General features: G+C 66.3%; 23 protein-coding genes. 7 read left to right on the top strand and 16 right to left on the bottom strand.

The window, feature by feature from the left end; genetic code table 11:
• Window positions 1-5 precede the first annotated feature (5 nt).
• From ABD907_RS14680 to ABD907_RS14670, 3 genes are read right to left on the bottom strand one after another with little or no spacing between them, the layout of a single operon-like run.
• On the bottom strand, window positions 6-827 hold the full coding sequence (locus ABD907_RS14680; protein WP_345217015.1) for a carbohydrate ABC transporter permease: 822 nt from the start codon (window positions 825-827) through the stop codon (window positions 6-8).
• Complete coding sequence (locus ABD907_RS14675; protein ID WP_425555774.1) at window positions 827-1,768, bottom strand: carbohydrate ABC transporter permease; 942 nt, start codon at window positions 1,766-1,768, stop codon at window positions 827-829. The genes ABD907_RS14680 and ABD907_RS14675 overlap by 1 nt, the downstream gene beginning before the upstream one ends.
• 1 nt (window position 1,769) lies before the next feature.
• A complete protein-coding gene (locus ABD907_RS14670; RefSeq protein WP_345217014.1) occupies window positions 1,770-3,086 on the bottom strand; it encodes an ABC transporter substrate-binding protein in 1,317 nt (438 codons plus the stop codon).
• 208 nt (window positions 3,087-3,294) lie between these two features.
• Here ABD907_RS14670 and ABD907_RS14665 point away from each other — a divergent pair, with 208 nt between their 5' ends.
• Entirely contained in the window at window positions 3,295-4,329 is a 1,035-nt protein-coding gene (locus ABD907_RS14665; RefSeq protein WP_345217013.1) for a LacI family DNA-binding transcriptional regulator, read from the top strand.
• A gap of 63 nt (window positions 4,330-4,392) precedes the next feature.
• Here the strand turns inward: ABD907_RS14665 and ABD907_RS14660 are convergent, their stop codons facing one another.
• From ABD907_RS14660 to ABD907_RS14645, 4 genes are all read right to left on the bottom strand, one after another.
• On the bottom strand, window positions 4,393-4,659 hold the full coding sequence (locus ABD907_RS14660) for a hypothetical protein (RefSeq protein WP_345217012.1): 267 nt from the start codon (window positions 4,657-4,659) through the stop codon (window positions 4,393-4,395).
• On the bottom strand, window positions 4,656-4,994 hold the full coding sequence (locus tag ABD907_RS14655) for a DUF1622 domain-containing protein (protein WP_345217011.1): 339 nt from the start codon (window positions 4,992-4,994) through the stop codon (window positions 4,656-4,658). Before ABD907_RS14655 ends, ABD907_RS14660 begins: the two co-directional genes overlap by 4 nt.
• 352 nt (window positions 4,995-5,346) lie before the next feature.
• Window positions 5,347-5,907 carry a ribonuclease FAU-1 family protein gene (locus ABD907_RS14650; protein WP_345217010.1) on the bottom strand — a complete coding sequence of 187 codons (561 nt, stop codon included), beginning with the start codon at window positions 5,905-5,907 and terminating at the stop codon, window positions 5,347-5,349.
• 600 nt (window positions 5,908-6,507) lie between these two features.
• Window positions 6,508-7,005 carry a 2'-5' RNA ligase family protein gene (locus ABD907_RS14645; protein ID WP_345217290.1) on the bottom strand — a complete coding sequence of 166 codons (498 nt, stop codon included), beginning with the start codon at window positions 7,003-7,005 and terminating at the stop codon, window positions 6,508-6,510.
• Between the two features lie 165 nt (window positions 7,006-7,170).
• Here ABD907_RS14645 and ABD907_RS14640 point away from each other — a divergent pair, with 165 nt between their 5' ends.
• A complete protein-coding gene (locus tag ABD907_RS14640; protein ID WP_345217009.1) occupies window positions 7,171-7,392 on the top strand; it encodes an HIT family protein in 222 nt (73 codons plus the stop codon).
• Window positions 7,393-7,638: 246 nt separating this feature from the next.
• Here the strand turns inward: ABD907_RS14640 and ABD907_RS14635 are convergent, their stop codons facing one another.
• From ABD907_RS14635 to ABD907_RS14620, 4 genes are read right to left on the bottom strand one after another with little or no spacing between them, the layout of a single operon-like run.
• Window positions 7,639-8,361, bottom strand: coding sequence for a DUF899 family protein (locus ABD907_RS14635; protein ID WP_345217008.1), 723 nt, complete (start codon window positions 8,359-8,361; stop codon window positions 7,639-7,641).
• Window positions 8,362-8,391: 30 nt separating this feature from the next.
• Window positions 8,392-8,706, bottom strand: a complete 315-nt coding sequence (locus ABD907_RS14630) for an ArsR/SmtB family transcription factor (protein WP_345217007.1) — start codon at window positions 8,704-8,706, stop codon at window positions 8,392-8,394.
• Window positions 8,703-9,176, bottom strand: coding sequence for an SRPBCC domain-containing protein (locus tag ABD907_RS14625; RefSeq protein WP_345217006.1), 474 nt, complete (start codon window positions 9,174-9,176; stop codon window positions 8,703-8,705). Before ABD907_RS14625 ends, ABD907_RS14630 begins: the two co-directional genes overlap by 4 nt.
• 27 nt (window positions 9,177-9,203) lie before the next feature.
• Complete coding sequence (locus tag ABD907_RS14620; RefSeq protein ID WP_345217005.1) at window positions 9,204-10,427, bottom strand: MFS transporter; 1,224 nt, start codon at window positions 10,425-10,427, stop codon at window positions 9,204-9,206.
• A 328-nt stretch (window positions 10,428-10,755) separates the two neighbouring features.
• Here ABD907_RS14620 and ABD907_RS14615 point away from each other — a divergent pair, with 328 nt between their 5' ends.
• Window positions 10,756-11,952, top strand: coding sequence for a hypothetical protein (locus tag ABD907_RS14615; RefSeq protein WP_345217004.1), 1,197 nt, complete (start codon window positions 10,756-10,758; stop codon window positions 11,950-11,952).
• A gap of 356 nt (window positions 11,953-12,308) precedes the next feature.
• Window positions 12,309-13,550 carry an MFS transporter gene (locus ABD907_RS14610; protein ID WP_345217003.1) on the top strand — a complete coding sequence of 414 codons (1,242 nt, stop codon included), beginning with the start codon at window positions 12,309-12,311 and terminating at the stop codon, window positions 13,548-13,550.
• Window positions 13,551-13,659: 109 nt separating this feature from the next.
• On the opposite strand, the gene ABD907_RS21120 is transcribed toward ABD907_RS14610, so the two are convergent.
• Entirely contained in the window at window positions 13,660-13,995 is a 336-nt protein-coding gene (locus ABD907_RS21120; RefSeq protein ID WP_425555779.1) for a GNAT family N-acetyltransferase, read from the bottom strand.
• A gap of 410 nt (window positions 13,996-14,405) precedes the next feature.
• Here ABD907_RS21120 and ABD907_RS14605 point away from each other — a divergent pair, with 410 nt between their 5' ends.
• The gene (locus ABD907_RS14605) at window positions 14,406-14,975 is read left to right on the top strand and encodes a recombinase family protein (protein ID WP_345217289.1); all 570 of its coding nucleotides are present in this window, start codon (window positions 14,406-14,408) and stop codon (window positions 14,973-14,975) included.
• A gap of 93 nt (window positions 14,976-15,068) precedes the next feature.
• Here the strand turns inward: ABD907_RS14605 and ABD907_RS14600 are convergent, their stop codons facing one another.
• The 3 genes from ABD907_RS14600 to ABD907_RS14590 form a co-directional block, all read right to left on the bottom strand.
• The gene (locus ABD907_RS14600; protein ID WP_345217002.1) at window positions 15,069-15,233 is read right to left on the bottom strand and encodes a hypothetical protein; all 165 of its coding nucleotides are present in this window, start codon (window positions 15,231-15,233) and stop codon (window positions 15,069-15,071) included.
• The gene (locus ABD907_RS14595) at window positions 15,233-16,000 is read right to left on the bottom strand and encodes a class E sortase (protein WP_345217001.1); all 768 of its coding nucleotides are present in this window, start codon (window positions 15,998-16,000) and stop codon (window positions 15,233-15,235) included. Before ABD907_RS14595 ends, ABD907_RS14600 begins: the two co-directional genes overlap by 1 nt.
• A gap of 87 nt (window positions 16,001-16,087) precedes the next feature.
• Window positions 16,088-16,453 (bottom strand): hypothetical protein, encoded by a 366-nt coding sequence (locus ABD907_RS14590; protein ID WP_345217000.1) that lies wholly within the window; start codon window positions 16,451-16,453, stop codon window positions 16,088-16,090.
• 545 nt (window positions 16,454-16,998) lie between these two features.
• Between ABD907_RS14590 and ABD907_RS14585 the strand changes: the two genes are divergently transcribed.
• Both ABD907_RS14585 and ABD907_RS14580 read left to right on the top strand, forming a co-directional pair.
• Window positions 16,999-17,394, top strand: coding sequence for a hypothetical protein (locus ABD907_RS14585; protein WP_345216999.1), 396 nt, complete (start codon window positions 16,999-17,001; stop codon window positions 17,392-17,394).
• Entirely contained in the window at window positions 17,391-18,125 is a 735-nt protein-coding gene (locus ABD907_RS14580) for an RES domain-containing protein (RefSeq protein WP_345216998.1), read from the top strand. The genes ABD907_RS14585 and ABD907_RS14580 overlap by 4 nt, the downstream gene beginning before the upstream one ends.
• Window positions 18,126-18,843: 718 nt before the next feature.
• Here the strand turns inward: ABD907_RS14580 and ABD907_RS14575 are convergent.
• On the bottom strand, window positions 18,844-19,224 hold the full coding sequence (locus ABD907_RS14575; RefSeq protein WP_345216997.1) for a hypothetical protein: 381 nt from the start codon (window positions 19,222-19,224) through the stop codon (window positions 18,844-18,846).
• Window positions 19,225-19,446 lie beyond the last annotated feature (222 nt).

The following is a 19,446-nucleotide window of genomic DNA, read 5'->3' as shown; positions in this document are numbered from 1 at the left end:
CGCGGCTACTTGCCGAAGCCGGCGGTCAGGCCGCTGACCAGCTGACGGCGGCCGATGACGTAGGCCGCCAGGATCGGCAGCACGGACAGCGTGACCGCGGCGAGGACGGCCGGGACGTTGGTGGAGAACTGGCCCTGGTACGACCAGAGCGACAGCGGTAGCACGCGCACGTCCGAGCTCTGGGTCAGCACCAGCGGGAAGAGGAACCCGTTCCAGACCTGGAGCGCCTGGTAGATCCCGACGGTCATCAATGCCGGCCGCGACAGCGGCAGCACGAGGGTGAGGAGGATCCGCCACTCACCGGTGCCGTCGACGCGCATCGACTCGAAGAGCTCGTTCGGGATGTCTCGGACGAAGTTCACGGTGATGAGGACGCTGATCGGGATGCCGAACGCGATGCTCGGCAGGATCAAGGCCCACAAGGTGTCGTAGAGCCCGATCTCCACGATCAGGTAGTAGATCGGGATGATCGTCGCCTGCAGCGGGATCGCGATACCCAGCAGGATCAGCTGCAGCGTCCGCTGCGCCAGCCGGGTCCCGGAACGCACCAGGTAGTACGACGCCATGAGCGAGACCGCGAGGATCACGACGACGGCGGCCACGGTGACCAGCACGCTGTTCGTCAGATACTTGACGAACTCGTTCTCGAGCACGAGCCGGTAGGGGTCCAGGCTCGGGTTCGACGGGATCGACAGCGGGTTCTCTTCGTAGTAGTCGTCCTGCGGGCGCAGGCTCGTCACGATGATGTAGTAGATCGGGACGATGATCACGGCCAGCCACAGCCAGCCGGCCAGGCCGCCGAGGACGTTCGGTCGGTTCTCTCGCATCACAGTCCTGCCTGCTGACTTTCCATCTTGGCGGACCCCGACAGCCGGTTGAGCGCCACGCCGAGGCCCAGGCCGACGATGACGAGGATGACCGCGATCGCGCTCGCCTGACCCATGTCGTAGCTGCGGAAGCCGGTGAGGTACATGTCGAGCGGGAGGATCCGGGTCGCATTGCCGGGCCCGCCGCCCGTGAGGACGAAGATCAGGTCGAAGTAGGTGAGCGACCCGACCAGCATCAGCGTCGACGACGTGATGATCGTGTACCGCAGCTGCGGCAGCGTGATGTGGAAGAACTGCTGGACGCGTCCGGCGCCGTCGATCGTCGCGGCCTCGTACATCGACGCCGGGATCTGGCGCACACCCGCCTGGTACAGCAGCGAGTGCAGCGGGATGAAGCACCACCCGACGACGAACACGACGACGAAGAGCGCGAGGTCCGGGTCGCCCAGCCAGTTCTGGCTCAGCAGGTCGATGCCGAACGCCCTCGAGAGACCGAAGTTCGGGTCGAGCAGCGACTGGTAGGTGATGCCGACCGCCGCCGCCGAGAAGAGCAGCGGCAGGAAGTACAGCACCGACAGGAACGCGCGGTACCGCTGGCGCCCGGCCATGAAGACACCGATGAGCAGCGCCACCGGGGCCTGGAACACATACGAGACGACGACGAACACGAAGGTCAGCCACATCGCGTTCCGGGTCACCGGGTCGGCGAGCGTCTCCTGCCACTTCGAGAGTCCTGCCCACTGCGGCTCGGCGAGGCCGTCCCACTCCATGAAGGACAGCGCCACCACTCCGCCGAGCGGGATCAGAGCGAAGAAGCCGAAGAACACCAGCGCCGGCAGGGCCATGAGGAAGGGCGGGCCGCCGCGCGCGGGACCCTTCGGCGCGGGCCTTGCGCTGCCGGCGGTCCCCTCCTTCACCTGCGTGTCAGTCGCTGAGCTCATCTCAGAGCGTGGCGTTCATGTTGTCGACGAACTCCTGAGGCGTGATCTCCATGAGGAAGATCTGGCTCAGGCTGGTCAGCAACTCCTGAGCCGGACCCGGTCGCAGCGCCTGATCCCACGACAGCGTGAAGTTCGGGGCCTCCCTGGCCAGCTCGTAGGCGAAGGTCAGGAAGTCGCCGTTCTCGCTCTCGGCAAGCCGGTCCTCGATGTCCTGCACCGGCGGCACGGCGCCGGCGGCGATCATCTCCTCGATCTGGGTGTCGTCGTACAGCTGCTCACTGATCCAGCCGAGCGCAGCCTCCTGCGCCGCCTCGGAGTCGGCGGCGGAGACGGAGAAGACGTTGGCCGGGTTGCCGACGATGTTGGCCGGATCGCCCTCGCCGCCCTCGATCTCGGGGAACGGTGCCCACGCGAGCGAGCTCTCGGTGAATTCCGGGGCGTCGTTGCGGAACGTGGCGAAGGCGGAGCTGAGCCAGAGCACCATCGCCGCACGCCCGGTGTGGACGAGAGCGATGTCGGCGTTCTGGTCGGCCGCCACGGAGGCGAAGTTCTCACCGAAGACGCCGGCCTCGACAAGCTCCTGGATGCGGGTGGTGGCCTCGAGGAACGCCGGGTGCGACCACGCGTCCGGCTCGCCGTCGAGAACACCCTGAAAAGCCTCCGGGCCGCCGATGCGGTCCGTGAGGTACTGGATCCACATGAGCTCGGGCCAGACGCTGGCGCCCGCGAGCGCGAATGGGACGACGCCGGCGTCCTGGAACGCGGAGCTGACCTGGAGCATCTCGGCGTAGGTGGTGGGCACGTCGAGGCCGTGCTCCTCGAAGAGGGCGCGGTTGTAGAAGATCAGCTCCGGCTGCACGTCGTTGACCGGGACCGCGTACGTGGTGCCGTCGATCTCGGCGTTCTGCGCGACCGAGGGGAGCAGACGGTCCTGAAGGTCCGCGGTGGCGTCGGAGATGTCGATGATCTGGTCGTTCTCCGCGTACGCCGCCAGGGTGCCGCCGCCCCAGCTCAGGATCAGCGTCGGAGCCTGCCCGGCACCGACCGCGGTGCGGATGCGCTCCTTGTAGGCGTCGTTCTCGAACGCCTCGACCGAGATGGTCTGGTCCGGGTTGGCCTCGTTCCAGCGACCGATCGAGTCGTTGATCACGGGCCACATTCCGCCGGTGAGGATCCAGGCGTTCGCGTCTCCGTCGCCGCCGCCTCCGCCGCCGTCGGGGTTCTCGCCAGGCTGGGTGCCGCCCTCGCAGGCGGCGAGCACGGCGGTCATGGCTGTTGCTGCAGAGATTCCGAGGAATCCGCGTCTCGAGGGCTTCATCGCACTTCGTCCTTCGGTATGCCGGGAGGGAGCTGGGCTCCACGTTTCGAACTGTATCGGTGCCGGTATCGGGATGTTTCGAGCCGCGGCGAGCGTAGCAACGAGGGGACGGGCGGTCAACGGCAACACGAGGCGCACGGGCTGCGAGCCGTGCCAGGTTGACATTGCGGGCGAGACGCGAAATGTTTCGACCTGCAGACGAACGGAGATGACGATGCAGGTCAGGCGGGATCGCGTCACGCTGGATGCCGTGGCCCAGGAGGCCGGCGTGTCCAAGGCGACGGTTTCCAAGGTGCTCAACGGGCGTCCCGATGTCGCCCCGAGCACGCGTGCGCACGTCCAGGCCGTGCTCGAGACGCTCGGGTACCGGCCGACGCGCCGCCCCCGGACCGAGCCCCGGCCGACGATCACGGTGCTGTTCAACGAGTTCGCGACGCTGTACTCCTCCCAGGTCCTCACCGGCGTCGTCGGAGCTGCGCAGGAGCGTGGTGTCGCCGTCGTCGTCACCAACCTGGTGGACGGTCCGTCGAACGCCCTCACGTCCGAGTGGTTCCGAGAGATCGCGAGCCTGGGCCACCTCGGTCTCATCACGGTGACGACCGAGCTGGACGACGGTCAGGTGGATGCGTGCGCCGACGCCGGCCTGGGGCTCGTCGTCATCGACCCGGTCGAGGTCGATCTCCAGACCAACGAGTCGGTCCTCTCGGTCAGCGCCACGAACTGGAGCGGTGGGCTGCAGGCCACGGAGCACCTGCTCCGGCTCGGGCACCGTCGGATCGGATTCGTGGGCGGCAAGCCGGCCTCTCGGCCGGCCGAGCAGCGGCTTCACGGCCACCTCGCCGCACTACAACGCGCAGGTCTCGAGAGCGATCCCGAGCTGATCGACATGGTGGGCTTCGACTACGAGGACGGCCGCGACGGCGCCGGCCGCATGCTCGACCTGGCCGAGCCGCCGACGGCGATCGTCGCGGGCTGCGACGTGTCGGCGCTCGGGGTCATGGAGGCGTCACGGCTGCGCGGAGTCAGGCTGCCCGAGGAGCTCAGCATCGTCGGTTTCGACGACACGTACGCGGCAGGGTGGGCGTCACCGCAGCTCACGACGGTTCGTCAGCCGATCCGTGAGATGGGGCGTGCCGCGCTGCGTGAGCTCCTGTCCGCCGTGCGTGGCGTCAAGCTCGAGACGCACCACCTGGAGCTCTCCACGGCGCTCGTCGTGCGGGACTCGACGGCTCCGCCGAGGTGAAGTTGGCTTCGGCGGGTCGAGAGCGGGCGCGAACAGCGGTCTTGTCGCGAACAGGCGGTCTTGTCACGTCTGCTGCGCGGGCGCCGTCGTGGGATGCGGTCGTGCGCTGAGGCCGGCGGTGACGAGGTGGCGGATCGCCACGACCAGCGCGGTGGTGGCGAGCACGCCCCAGCCGGGGTCTGCCGTCAGCCGCAGCAGGCCGGCGGCGAGCAAGAGGTCCAGGAGCACTGACAGGCCAGCACGTACTCCGATGCTCACAGCTGTCGCGCCGCCGACGAGCACCGCGCCGGCGGCGATCGCCGCGGAGACGATCTCGAGGGTCGCGGTCATGGTTGTCCGGAGGGTTTCGGGGGTTTCGTCTCGTCCTCGGCCAGCTGGGCGCGTTCTTCCTTGATCTCTTTCGCGAGGAAGTGGTTGAGCGCGGTGCGGATGGCGGCGATGGCGGCCAGCTTGCCGATCTCTTCGAAGCTCGGTGCGACGGCTGTCTTGAGAATGTCGCTGGCGAGCTGGAACTCCAGGCCGAGGGCGAGGAACCGGCCCAGCAGCAGCCGCACCTGCGTGAAGCGCCGCATGTCGCGGCGCGCCAACGCGCCGACCAGACCGACGAAGGCGACGAGCGCACCGGCGGCGATGACGATTGCGCCGGCAGCCTCGACGAAGAGCACGACGGTGTCGACGGCGTTGTGCAACCACTCTTCGGACACGGACGCCCCTTTCCCTCATGCCGCTCTGCTGCTGGCCACCTTGATGGGCGCGGCCGGAGCGGGCAACTGGGGAAACGGCGGCGGCTAGAGGTACGGCTCGACGTCCATCCTGGTCGGGCCGTGTCGGGGTCAACCCCGTGTGCGGTTCGGCGTTGCCCGGTCCGCCCACGGCGGCCGTGTCGCTCAACCGTGAGAGTCAGGTGATCAGCGTCTTCGGCGGGGCTTCCCGGATGGCACCCGGCCGGCACCTGCATCCTTCGACCGGCCCTCGACACGGCACGTTTCTTGGGTTCTGCTCAGATCGAGGGAGGGCCTACTTGGGAACGGCCGGCGACCACTCATCCCATGCGGACCACCATCGGCGATCTGCATCCAGCAGGTCGACCACTTCCGCCGCTGCGGCGAGTACCTGCTCCACGACTCGTGTGGTGATCCGGCCTTCGATCCGCTGGTGATGGAGATCTTCGACATCCTTCCACGCCCGGCGTCCGTCGGGATGAACGATCAGGTCCAGTCCGTAGTCACCGGTCTCGATGGCCTGACCGCGGCGCAGCTGAGGGGGCTCGAAGTTGATGTACCAGTGACGGAACTCCCCATCGACCTCGAAGATCTTCCAGACCCCGTACATCGTTCCCGGCCGGTTCACCTGAAGCACGATGGTCTCTTCCCATGCCGAATGGGACGACCAGGGATGGGGGCCAAAGGGATGCTCGGGGAAATCGAACCGCGAACCGGGGTCCAGCCGTACCGCGAGCGTCTCAGAGTCGTCGGCCACCACGGTGACGGGGTGTTCTAGCCACGTCTGCCCGTGCAGGACCTCCCGGCGCGTGAGGATCGCGCCACGTGCGAATGATTCCGGTGGATCCGTCCCCACGGGCTACACCTCCGACCTCTCATGCAGAACTTGGCGACGTCCAGCGATTCGAGGATGCATCCGATGGCATTCAAAGGACGTTTGTGTCGGTCAGCGGCGTGTCGGCTTCGGGGTTTCGTCCGACACCGTTTTGTAGGTGAGACCCGACCCTGGGCACGGTCCGTGCCAGAAATTTGGTCTGCGCGACACCACTTTTCGCGCCCGATCCGCTTCGCGGGTTGCCGCTGCTTCCGCGGGGCGTCGAGCGCGGCAGCGACCGTGCGGTAGCCCGCTCGGTGCTTCCGCTGGAGCGCTCGGTTCGACAGTCCAGCACGGGCGTGGCGCCGGATCACCGAATAGAGCTCGACCCGGGAGCCCGCGGGTGACAACCCCGGTTCACCGACACCGCTGGGTGCTCGAGATACGCCCCGCGAATCAGACAGGGCCGCGAGTCACCCTCCCGGAGGGCGGTACCAGTTCTCACCTACGAGCCGTGCCGAACGGTACCTCCGTAGCCAGGCGTGTCGGCGATACCGTCACGCGCGCCGATCACGCGCAGCAGGTGCTGTCGGTCCCTGCGAGACGCCGTACCACTGCATTCCGGCGACAACCGGCAAGCAATCAGTCACCGAGCGCGAACGACTCCGCGGCCTCCCACCCACCCGTGGGCCGTTCGACCATGAGTGTGACCGCGCGAGTGATCGTGCTGATCGGCAGATGCGGCTGAACGGTTCGATCGGCAGCCTGCATCGCATCTAGTGGGCCGTGAGCAGCAATCGTCAGGTGCGGCACGACGTCATCGAACTGCCCTTCGTAAGGCGGGTACTCCGGGAAAGCGTCGGCGACCAGTTTGGTGAGGGACCTGAAGACCGCGTCAGCGTCGGAAGCGAGCCAGAGCACCTCGTCGCCGAACCAAGCAGAACGCACGAACTCGTGCTCAAACGCGGGCACGCTTCGAAACAAGCCGGTGAGCCGGAGCATGACGTCGTCGTCGAGCTGCTCGGATGGCATGAACGGAAAGAGGATCGTGACATGCGCAGGCACGCCCAACCGTGCGACTGGGTCGAGCTCACGCCGCAGCTTCCCTACCGCTGGCTCGGCTTCTCCAACCGCGACCACCAAAGCACTCCGACTGGCCACCACGACCGTAGACACTACGGGACGCCCTACAACGGGCTTCAATGGCGCTGACTGCGGGCGCCACCCCGCCTGATCACTCCAGTTCCACCTATGACGCCGCTGAAACCATGAATAAGAAGCACCTGTTGTGGCTAGCGGATCTCGATGACGACCTCGCAGGGCGAAATGTTCACGGTTGCTCGATCGATGTCAGCGGCCTTGCGCGAGTCGTCACTGACGTGCGAGGGCATCAACTTCTTCGATGCCGATGGGGACGCTGCCTTCCAAGAGGTGTTCCAGCCTCACCTGCACGTCTTTCCGTGCTATGCCGGTGACGGCTTCGCGATCAGTGCCAGGTGGGCCTCGGATCCCGACGATCCGAGCTGACGCCCTCGCCTGAATTGCCCGGCCAGCCGCGGAATTATGGAGCCTCTCGTGTGATTTCGTCGGGTGGAGATGTCCTTGAAGTGCGGAGGCATCGCTCTCCCTTATAGCTGCTGCCTCCACACTCCGGGGGGAAGGTCAGGCAGGCCTCGGTGCGCAGCACGGCTGCCCACCAGTTCGAAGTTGAAGGGCAAGCCGATCGTCTTGCGGCCCGCGCATGGGCCGCGTCGCGGCAGACTCGCCCTCGGGTTACTGAGCCAGGTTTTCGGACCGGCCGGCCACGATCCTCGACCACTGTGCGGTGGGGCGGCCGTCGGTCCGGAAGCCGTCGTCGTGCGATTGCGGCCAGCCCGGTGGCGAATCCTCCCAAGGCTCGTGCCGCCCGTAGAGGGTGAGGTCCATCAGACGGTAGTTGATGTCGACCGCCTCGACGCCACGGTTGGCGGTCCAGTAGGTCTCGAACACCCGGTCACCACGGCGCAGGTAGCAGACCACGTGCATCATGCCGACCTGCCGTCCGACCAGGAGTGTGTCGAGCGACCGCTGCGCGGAGTACCAGGGCATCGTCCAGCCCATGAAGTCGCGGTAACGCAGGCTCTCGTCGAACGGGCCCTGGCAGAACACGGCATAGGTGATGTCGCGGGAGTGGACGTAGGATAGCTCGCCGACCTGGGAGTTGTTCCAGGTGCAGCCCTCGCACTGCTCGCTGGCGGGCCGACCGGGGAACCACATGAGGTAATAGGCGATCAGCTGGTGTCGACCCTCGAAGGTGTCGATCAGAGGGACCGTACCGTGGGGCCCGAGCAGCGGGGTGCTGGCGTCGACCTCGACGACGGGCAGTTGGCGTCGGGCTGCGGCGATCGCGTCCCCGGCGCGGGTGTGCGCCTTTTCCCGGGTGCGCAGCTCGGCCAGATTGGCCTCGAAGGTGGCGCGGTCGGTGGGAGTCGGTTCGGGCGCGTACTCGATATTCATGACTTCAGCTCCTTGATCGGGGGCGGACGGCTACAGGTCTTCGGCGATGTCCTTGATGGCGGCGAGGCGGCTCTCCCAGGCGGTGCCGATCGCCTCGAGCTGGCGGGCCGCGGCGCTGAGCTGCGAGCCGACGACCTGGTATCGAATCTCGCGCCCGACCCGTGCCGGTCGCACGAGGCCGACTTCCTGAAGCACGTGTATGTGCTTGGCGATGGCCTGTCGGCTGACCGGGAGGCGAGCGGCGAGTGCGGAGGCCGACGCGTCGCCCTCCCCGAGCGCCTGCAGGATGCTCCATCGGGTCTCGTCACCGAGTGCGGAGAACACGTGCACCAGCGTCTTGGTCACTGCGGGCCACCCTCGAGCAGGATGACGAGCTTGTCGAGCTCGCCGTCCCAGCCCTGGCGGTGGCTCTCCAGGTTCCCTGCGGGATCGGAGGTCAGCTCGAACCCGGTCTCCTCCACCGTGAGCCTGGTTCCCGAGGCCATGGGCTCGAGAGTGAACGTGAAGATGGTGGAGGGCGCGCCGTCGACCGTGTCCGGTGCCGGGCGGGCGTCGTCGTTGCACCAGCGGTAGGTGACATTTCGCGGAGGGTCGAACGCCTCGACACGGAGAGGGACTGCGCCCTCGCCCGGCCAGGTGATGGTGCCGTGCGCGCCGGCGCCCTGCCCTACCAGGACGGTGCGGCCGAACCAGCGGGAGATGTGCTCGGGGTCGGTGACCGCTGTCCAGACCTTCTCGAGCGGAGCGGCGATCATGATCGTGCGTCGTACGGTGAAGGTCTCGGGATCGGTGACGGCGTGTGGATTGCTGATCATGGTGCGTTCCTTTCCTTGGTTGGGGCTTCAGGCGGCGACCGGCTCGGCCGCCTCGGGCGCAGCGTGCCCGTCGGTAGGGGCCGGAGGTGGCCGCAGACGCCGGGTCGCCACGGCGGCCGCGACGGCCGCGAGGGCGATCACGGCACCGGTGAGGATGGCGGCGGGGAGGCTCGCGTGATCGATGGCGGCACCGCCGGCGAGCGATCCACCGGCGATGCCGGCATTCACTGCGGACGCCGGCAGCGACGCCGCGAGCGGCGCCCCGGGCCCGGCGAGCGTGACGACCCGGTGCTGCATCGCAGGTGCCATGCCCATGCCGCACAGCCCGAGCACCAGCACGGCCGCCGCCACGACCACGGCACTGTCACCCAGAAGGTGCATCGTGAACAGGGACGCCGCGACCCCGACCGAGCCCAGCATCAGGGTGCGCGCAGCATCGGTGTCGGCGAACCGGCCACCGGCAGCGGAACCGACCGTGGTGGCGACGCCGTAGAGCATCAGGAAGCCGCCGATGGCGGCGGCGGCCGAGACGCCGGTGACCTCACCGAGGAACGGTACGAGGTACGTGAGAGCTGACTGGATGCCTGCGAAGATCAGGCAGCACACCGCCAGGACCGCGAGCACACGGGGAGCGAAGGCGTGTCGCGACTGTCCCGTGGCCTGAGCCTCGGGCGAGGTGGGCACCGACGGGAGGACGACCGCGGCGGCCAGCAGCACCCCGGCGCCGACTACGACTACCGCGACGAAGGAGGCGCGCCACCCGAGCGCGTACCCGAGGACAGTGCCCATGGGCATGCCGAGTGCGCTGGCGGAGGCACAACCCGAGATCACCACCGCGATGGCGCGGCCGGCCTGCTCGGGCGGCACGATCGACGTCGCTGTGGTGAACGCGGCGGCTATGAAGAGCCCCTGCAACGCGCCGATCGCGACCCGGGCGACGAGGAAGAGTGAGTAGCCGTCGACGAGCACGGGCACCAGGTGGAGCAGTACGAACACCGCCGCCGACCACAGCAGCACCCGGCGCCGGTCCAGCCGCGTGGTCAGCAGGGCGAGCACCGGGCCGCCGATGGCGCAGCCCGCGGCGCTGGCTGTCACCAGGGCACCCGCCGCCGGCACTGAAACGGCGAGCCCCGCGGAGATCAGGTCCAGCATCCCCAGCACGAGCATCTCCGCGCAGTCCATCGTGAACGCGGCGACGAACAGCAACCCCAGCACCGCTGTGGGGCGGGTCGGAACGGCAGTCACAGTCATGGTGGCCCTCCATCGTGTGCAAGCTTACGGTTGCACATCCAGAGGCGCAGTGCAACCCCCGTGTTGCACTTGGCGGAACCGGTCGAGGCTCCACCGCAGTATCCGGGCGCCATCACGGACGAGCCGAGACTCAACCGACGCCTCCTCGCGCAGTACCGGTAGGGTAGGCCGTCCCTCTGCCGACCATTCGTGCGGTGACAGTTGAGCGCTCTCCGAGCGCATCGAGCGGCATGATCGCGAACCGTGTCGACGGCATGAGGCGGCTCCCGCGCCGACATCAGTGCGAAGCGCCCGGCGCCTGCCGCTGGTCACTGGCACCCTTCTGGGCATGGCTACCGGCCGCGATCCGCTGTTCGATGACGTTGACCGCACGGACGTCACCCCCAGCAGTCACCAAGAGTCGACCTTCGAGTTCCTGAACCGGATCGCGGGCGACTACTGGGAGCATCCTCGGTCGCTCATGCAGGAGTGGTCGAACCACATCGAGGACGACACCGACTACACCGACCTGCGACAGCGCTTCCGGTCTCGAGATGACGAACAGTTCCGCAGCGCCTTCCTGGAGCTCTACCTCCACGAATCCCTGATCAGAGCTGGATACACGGTCACGATTCACCTCACCGTCGAGGGCACTACAGCCCGCCCCGACTTCCTTGCTGAGCGCGCTGGCGAGCAAATGTACATCGAGGCAATTGCGCCGGGATCGACTTCAGCAGCCAAGGCTGCGACCCAAAGACGAGCAGTCCTATTCGACACGGTGAACCGGCTCGACGATCCGAACTTTCTGCTCTCGCTCGAGGACCTCGTCGAGGGCCCCAGACCACCTACGGCAGCTCGGCTTCGCGCGGATATGCGCCGGTGGTTGGCGGGACTAGACCCCGACCAACCGTGGGACTTTGAAAGCGCCCCATCGCGCCAGTGGCAGGACGACGGCTGGTCAGTGACGTTCAAGGCGATCCCGATCAGGCCTAAGGCGCGAGGGCATCGAGCTAACAGTCGTGCCATCGGTGTTTACGGGCACACGGGAGTGGACTGGATCGACGATGCACCGGCAATCCGCAAAGCCCTCATCACCAAGCACCACGAATACGGCGACCTCAACGCACCGTTCGTCATCGCCGTTGGTACGTACATCCACGACACCGACCGCTGGCACACCACCAACGCGATGTATGGGGCTGCCGCGATTGCGTGGAGCGAGGGCCCGGACGGCGAGATGGCGACTCGCCAAGTTCGACAGCCCGACGGCTACTTCGGGGTGCCGCCCAACTGGCAGCACCGAAACGTCTCAGGCGTTCTGTTGGTCAACCAGCTCATGCCGCATCACCTCCAGCGCGCCGAGGTCACGCTGTGGCGGCATCCCAACCCCACACACGTGCTGCCGGAAGAGCTCGGCCTCCCCGCCCACGCCGTGGCTTTCGATGCCGGCAAGCTCCGGGAAATCGCGCCCGCTTCCATCGCGGAGGACTTCTTCGGCCTCCCGAACCCGTGGCCGCCTGGCGAGCCGTGGCCGGACGAAAACTAGGCCACTCGTCGATGTGGCACGTGATGCTGACCGAATGGACCCTCTCTGGCTAGCGAGGATTGGTGGCCTGCCGGTCCGGGCAAGAAGGGTACTGTGCTGCACAGTCTTGCTGGGTCTCAGGACGGCCTGGCGTTGATGGAGGTAGCAATGATTGGGACGGCTCGTGGGTTCCGTACCGGTCCTCCCTCGAAGGCACCTCACTCCTGATCTTCGCCGCCGGTTAGTGCGGTCCCGCTGAGCGGTCGCCCCGCTCGGGTGTTCTTGGGCTGACCTCGGGTCCGATCGGTACGTCGCGGCTCTTGCCGTTGCCGTGCGCGTTTGACGCGCCTTCGTGTCGACCGATTCGGAGGCCAGCAATGCCCGTTCGCCTTTCAGCGTCGTCTTCTCCACTTACGCCCCGCTTCCGCCCCATCTTCATCGCCAGTTCGCTCACGAACCTCGGGGACGGTGTTCTGCTCGCGGCCGGTCCCCTGCTCGTAGCGGCGACCAATCCTGCGCCAGCCGCTGTCGGCGGCGCTGTTTTCGTCCAACAGCTCCCGTGGCTGCTCTTCTCAGTACTTGGCGGTGCTCTGGTCGATCGCGTCGACCGCAGGCGCGCACTCCTGACTGCAAACGCCTGTCGCGGAGTCGTCATGGCGGCACTTTCCTTGTCGGTACTCTTCGACGCATCGACCCTCGTGATCATTTACGGGGGGCTGTTCCTCCTCGGCGTTGGCGAAACGTTCGCGGACAACGCCACCACGGCGCTGACGGTCCTGGTCGTGCCTCGAGACCGTCTCGGTGTCGCGAATGCGCGACTCGATGCCACATTTACGGTGGGGAACCAGTTGGTCGGTCCACCGCTCGGCGGTTTCTTGTTCGCGTTGGGTTCCTTCGCTCCCTTCATGACCCATGCAGTTGCCTTGGGCGCGGCGGCGGTCGTGGCCACGAGGGTCGTCATACAGACGCGAAGCGACTCGATCGAGGCGCGCTCGGAACCAGCGAGTTTTCTCGGCGAGACGCGCGAAGGGCTCGCGTGGGTCCGTCGTAACGCTCCGATACGGACTCTGGTCATGGCAATCCTCACCATGAACATCGCATTCAGCGCGGCATTCGCTACGTGGGTGCTTTACGCGACCGACGAGATCGGTCTCACGACCGCTCAGTTCGGACTCCTGATGACGTGCTCGGCGATCGGTGGTCTGACGGCCCCGTGGCTCTACCCACGAACCGAAGCAGTCCTCGGCATCGTCCGGATCGTCCAAGTTGGCTTCCTCATCGAGGCAGGTGTCCACCTGACACTCGCACTCACCCCGTCCGCGCCCGTGGTCGCCATCACCATGGTGCTCTTCGGAGCACACACCATGATCTGGGGTGCCGCTGCGCTGAGCCTGCGGCAGAACGCAACGCCGGAGTCGCTGCTCGGACGGGTCAACGGCGTCTACTCCACAGCGTCGATTGGTGGCTCCGCGCTCGGTTCAGCGCTCGGCGCAGTCATAGCTCAGTTGTGTGGCGTGACTGCCGGCTTCTGGGGAGCCGGGGTAGTGATGCTCCTCATCGCTGCGTTGTCGCGCCGCAGAGTTCGCGACCTTGCAACAGACGTACAGGCCGGCAGCTAGCGGCGCACTTGCCACGCCTTAGCACTCGTGCCGCCCGACAATGACCCGACAGGGGGTCAGCACTCGCTCTGCCACCTGTCGGGGCTGAATTTTGCGACCACCCTCGTGGTCAGCGCCGTGGAGCATTCCAAGCATCCCCGCGGGCGCTCAGGTAGTAGTCGAGGTCACCCTTTGCGTCGGGCTGTCTCCGGACGAGGTGGTAGCCGATCCGTTCGACGATTCGCTTTGAGGCGACATTCCTCGGTCGGATGGTCGCCCAGAGCCGAGCGTGGCCGACCGAATGTGCCGCCTGAGTGACAGCGGCCGCTGCCTCGAGGGCGAAGCCCTTCCCACGGTGCGCGACGGCGACCTCGTATCCGATCTCGGGATCATCGCCGCACCGTTCACCGAGGAACACACCGCAGGTGCCGGCGAGGGCGGAACGTACGGTCCAAGCCCGTACCAGGGCAGCCCTTCTTCCTGGTAACGCATCGCTCGTCTCTCAAGCCAGCGCTCAGTCTGTGCCCGATCCCGGACCGGTCCATCACCGATGGTGTGGCCGGGGTCTGAGAAAAGCCAGTGCACGGCATCGAGACCGGCGGGCCCCAAGAGTCGCAACGATAGACGCTCGGTCTGCAACGTCTCGGGCAGCACCATTGTTCGAACGCTAGGGCCACTCATCCGGGAGTCTCTTTGCTCCGTTGTACCGGCTGGCCCGCGGGGCGCAGTGCCCGCAAGCCGGTCCCTCTCCGGGACAGCATTGACGACCAGGCGCGGCGAGCCACGCCGTTGAAGTTCTGCGCATCCAAGGTCGCGTAAGACCCGCCCGCGAAAGTGCCCGGTGAAGGTGCCCTAAACGCTACAGTCGAGCCGGTGATGATCGGATACGTCCGCGTCTCGACGAACGAGCAGGACCTGACCGCCCAACGCGAAGCACTCGTAGCTCTTGGCGTCGACAAGGACGTGCTTTACGTCGACCACGGATTGACGGGCGCGAACCGCGCCCGGCCGGGACTGCGGGAGGCACTTGCCGCCTGCCGCGCCGGGGACACGCTCGTGGTCACCAAGCTCGACCGTCTCGCCCGGTCACTTCCGGATGCTCGAGACATCGCCGACGAGCTCACCCGCAAGGGCGTGACCCTCAACCTCGGCGGGAGCCTGTACGACCCGACCGACCCGGTCGGCCGGCTGCTGTTCAACGTCCTCGGGATGGTCGCCGAGTTCGAGGCCGACCTCATCCGGATGCGAACCCGCGAGGGCATGGCGGTCGCCAAAGCGAAGGGCCGGCTGCGCGGCAAGCAGCCCAAGCTCTCGAAGTCGCAGGAGGCGCACCTGGTTGCACTGCACCGCGCGGGGAGTCACACCACCGCCGAGGTCGCCGAACTCTTCGGCGTCGCGCGCTCGACCGTCTACCGCGCTGTTCAACGGGCGGGCTCGCAGGGCTGAGGGTTCGCGAGGCCGTGCCGGGTGGCACGCTCGAACTCGCCACCGAGGAGAAGTACCACCTACGGACCCGCTGTAGCGAGCCGCCAGAGGCCTCTACCGCTCGGCACCCACCGTGGTGTCGAGGAGGTTCAGCTGCTCGGCCGCCCACGGGAAGACCCATTCGAAGAGGACCGCGATCATGGCGAGCACCAGCACCAGGGCCTCGATCGCCTTGAACCAGCGCGGCCCCGGCAGCATGCGCCACAAACCTGCGTACATCAGCCTCCCTCCCTGAGCGGCTCCGGCAGCCCGTCCCCGGGGTCGCTGGGCGGGTACCACTCGACGAGCTCGCCGTGCACGATCCACCGCTCTGCCGTGCTCCACAGGGGGTGGCACGTGATCAGGGTGATCATCCGGTCGGTCGCCTCCGCGCCGGGTTCGCCCGGGACCGGTGCCACGACCTCGGTCTGGTCGGACGCCACGATGTAGCTGTCCGTCACGCGGTAGACGAGCCACGCCTCCTTCGTCCAGACGATGATCCGATCGCTCGTCTCCAGCTGGTCGATGTGGTGGAACGCGGCGCCGTACGTCTGCCGGTGCCCCGCCAGCGCGAAGTTGCCGACCTCGCCCGGCATGGCCGTGCCCGGTCGGTGGCCGGCCGCTCCCTCGTTCAGCACCGGCAGGTCGTCACCCTCGGCGATCGGTAGCTGGTAGTCCTCACCCCAGCGCGGGACGTACAGCAGGCCGAAGTCGCCCCCGTGCGCGGGAGCGTTCATGACGGGCGGCGCGCCTGTTCGTGGGCCGGGGTCCGGCTCTGCTGGTGGCGGAGTGAACGACTCCTGGATCTGCTCCACGGCTTCCTGCTGGTCGCGGGACGCCTCGACGTCCGTCCAGAAGAGCTGCCACACGACGAACAGGCCCAGCAGAACTCCCGCCGTCAGGAGGAGCTCGCCGACAAAGCCGATCACGCTCACGCGCAGCGGACGACGCCGGGGCGGGGGCCCGTGCGCCGCCCGCCGGGTGGACGTCACCACCGGGCCGCTCATACCGCGTCACCAAAAGGACATCGCACTCCGCGCTGGCCGAGGTCTCGGGTACGTGCCATCACGTTCGTATATGGCATTGGTTTCCGGCTACAGCATGCGATCTACGTACTCAGGCCTGAGCGCAATGCCGACATGTTCTGCCATGACCTCACGTAGTACGTGGTCGCCATCTCGCTGCAGTAATTGGCGCCCGGCAAAAACAATCAGTAGTTGCTTGTGTGCCTCGGCCAACCTGGACAGTTGCACGGCGACCACACCAAATGTCACGACGTCGTAGGCGTCGCGGAGACCGGCTGCTTCAGTCGTCGGGTCGTGATCCGTGGGATGTAAGAACGAGGCGTCCACGGGATGGATGTCTGGTGCAACAGTGGCCGACATTGTTTCCTGTCCGGGTGCGCCCGTCAGGCGAGTCAGCGATAGGACCCGGCCTGTGCCGACGATGTATTGACTCATGTAGCGCCTGTTTTGCGCGGCGGCCTCGTGAGCAAGGATCGCTGTGTAAGGCCCTCAGTAGACGCGGCGCTTTTCGGTGGGCTTAGCATGCCGCGGCGTGTGGCGAGCAGGTCCCCTGCGCAGTAGCGGTTTTGGGTGGTGACATCATCGTCCCCTCGGTAACGATTTGGTGTGTTCGGTTCGATCTTACTCCCGTAAGAGCCCATTAAGCCTGACTGAGCACGTGCCGGGATGTGACTAGCGGGGAGTGTGGCTGATCCCGTGAGTCTGGACAAGCGTCCTGTAGGGCGACAGTCGCTGTGAAGGGCGATCGAAGGATGGCCTATGGCGCTCAACGTCTCATATTTGAGTTTCACCCAAACAAGTGCTGGGTAAGGCAAAGCGGGCTGGCTGGCTCCTACCATGGCCGGTTCGTGCCCCGGGGGATCAGGGGCGATGTAGTAACGGCCCGCCAACCTAGGTTGACATAACGTCAGTTATCGGAGGTGGGATACAGGGTGTGATATGTAGTTGCCTGGGGCCTGTCACGATGCGACACTGGGGACATGAGCACCACTGTTGCCCGTGGCGACCTCCGGGCCTACGAGGAGTCTCTGCGGCTGCCCGCGCCGGAGCTTGTCGGCCGGCTCCGGAGCCTGCTCGGGGCGAAGCTCGTGGCCTACCTCGGGTCGGTTCAAGAGACCCGTGCGGTAAGGCAGTGGGCGGACGAGACCGACCCGCGCAACCCATCAACCGACGTCCTGAACCGCCTCCGGATGGCGTACCGGATCGCGGCGCTCCTGGCCGAGAAGGACTCGCCTGGCGTGGTGCAGGCGTGGTTTCAAGGTATGAATCCCCGCCTCGACGACGTCGCGCCCGCCAGGCTGCTGCGCGAGGGCGACCTTGATGACATCGGCCCGAACATCCTCGCCGCCGCTCGGGCTTTCGCTGCCGCCGGGTGACGGAATCGGTGGCACCCCCGCAGCTCACGGTCGTCACAGCGCACGAGCGAGTCTGGCACGTCGGCCCCCGCCCCGAGCCCTGGGCATGGTCCGGGTGGGAGTGGGCCGGCGCGGACGGCCGCTTCGACGGCCGTTGGGACGACTCGCGCGGCAACTTTCGCACCGTCTACGCCGGTTCCACGCTGCTGGCCTGCCTGCTCGAGGTCCTGGCTGGGTTTCGTCCAGACGCCGCAGTCAGTGAGGACGTCGCCCAGATCGTCGAATCCGACGATGACGCCGAACTGTTCCCCACGGCGCGCGCCGGCGAGGTTCCGTACACATGGTTGGAACCGCGATCGGCTGCTAGCGCGACGCTGACTGGCCGCTTCTGCGCCGTGACAACCTCGGAGTCTCTTGCCGCGCTCAGGCCCCAGTTTGTCGCTCTGGCCCACCGCCTAGGCCTACACGACTTCGACGCAGCAGCGCTCAAGGACGGCCGGCCACGCGCGCTCACTCAGGCCGTGGCTACGCACCTGCATGCGACGACAGACCTCAACGGCGTCACGTTCGCCTCCCGTCATGGCGACGACCACACGCTCTGGGCGATCTTCGAGCGGGCTGGCGACGCTGCTGTCAGTCCCGTGCTCAGCGAGACCCATCACCAGCCGCTTACGCCCGAGGATCCGGACCTCATCGAGGCGTTCCGGATCCTCGGTCTCAGGTGGTCCATAGAAACGCCAGCGGACGGATGACCGCCTCGAACTAGCGAAAGATCGCCGCTGGCAACCTCGACACGCGCATCCTCATGCCGCAGGAGATCTCGCAGCAGCAGGGCAAGGCTAGCGTGCCGTAGCTGTTGTGCAGCGTTCGCTATACGTCCCCGGAATGGACTTTCCTCGAGTGTTCGAGTTCCACCGTTGACCAGCGGCGCGTCGGGTCTCGCAAGTATTCGCTACCAGATCGCACTGTGCGTATACGAAATGATTCAAACGCGTAGTGGACTGCGACACCCATCAGCCATAACTGATCAAAGCGAGAAACTGCCGACCATTGCTCCCCGGACCTGAAGACGGACCAAGTCGAAGGCCCGAAAGCGTCACCATCGACTGGCTTGTCTCGTCGCCACAATTCCGGTGCAGCAGCTTTCGAGTTTATTTCAGCAACAACCTCTGCGGTTGACGGACGTCTCTCCCCATCCGGCCTTCGAATCTCAGAACCGCCCCACAACAATTGCAGCGCCCGTTGTCGAGCAGCCACATCGGTGGGATACCGCTCGCTCCTCGCGGTGCTTACAAGAATCTTTGGCCCTATATCACTCATAGGGCTGGCCGACCAGCCCAATACCACCTCCTCGGCAGGCTCATTTGCGAGCCCTTGGAAGTCGCTGAGCCACCGCACCTCTCCTTGTCCAGGCTGTGGGCTCACCACTTCAACTGGCATAAATTGGGGTGGCACGTAATCGAGGGTCATCTATGCCCAGTATGTTTGACTGCAGAGCGTCCGAGTATTTGAGCTGTTGGTGAGTGAGATGGTGATTGGGCGAACCTCTTCCCAGCTGTTCTCAATTTCGAAGGTGAAGTTGGCGCCGCCATAGGGGGAGGCATTATATGCGCCGAAACGGTCGCCACTAGCGCTCACATAGACCAGCATGTAGTCGGACGAAAAGACGTAGAGCTCCGTACCAACGACCCGATAGTTTGCGCCTCCATTATTGATGACGTCGAAGTGGTTGCCGCACTTAGATGGCGGCGGCATCGTCAACTCACCCGCTTGCGCGGTAGCCGGCGCTACAAGGGCCAGAAACAGCACGCTGAGCGCCAATACTCGCGCTGCCAACCGACGCAAAGGCATCTTGTCCCCCCTCGTTCCCAAACTCACATACCCATTTCGTAAACCAAAGTACATGGGTGCCGTAGATCACACAAGAGTCTCGTGTGCGCGGCCTTGGGAAGCTTGTGGCTTTCAGGCGCCGGCTGGCCGGCGTCGTGGGGATCTGAAGAGTTACTTACTGAGAACGTGTGGCGGTGGCGCGAGGTCCTGCAATGCTGCCGTCGTGTCCACGGTGGGCGAGTC

The organism is Georgenia halophila (assembly GCF_039541595.1).
Note: the sequence above shows the minus strand (reverse complement) of the source record. Positions and strands in the feature narration are given on the sequence as shown.